Consider the following 232-nt stretch of genomic DNA (forward strand, 5'->3'; position numbering starts at 1 on the left):
GGCGTCAACGAAAAAAATATGCCGGTAACCCCGAAAAAGATGCTACAAAGCGATAATTCAGTTATTTTTATTTTCCCCGAAGAAAAAATATTTTTTTTTAGCCCAATTAGTCCCGCAAGCGGACAGGAACTGCATATAAATGCGGAATTTGCGTCAAATATTCCCAAAATTACAATCCCGGTTTCTCCCCGCCGTTCTTCCCTTATAAAGGATTCAGGACAGCTTGGAATTA

General features: G+C 39.7%; 1 protein-coding gene. It reads left to right on the plus strand.

What is annotated here, in order from left to right:
- Positions 1 to 18 precede the first annotated feature (18 nt).
- Positions 19 to 232 (plus strand): hypothetical protein (locus tag ACYVTD_RS19215; protein WP_461249172.1); only part of this gene is annotated, 214 nt, incomplete at its 3' end.

This window comes from Treponema sp. R6D11, assembly GCF_054786075.1.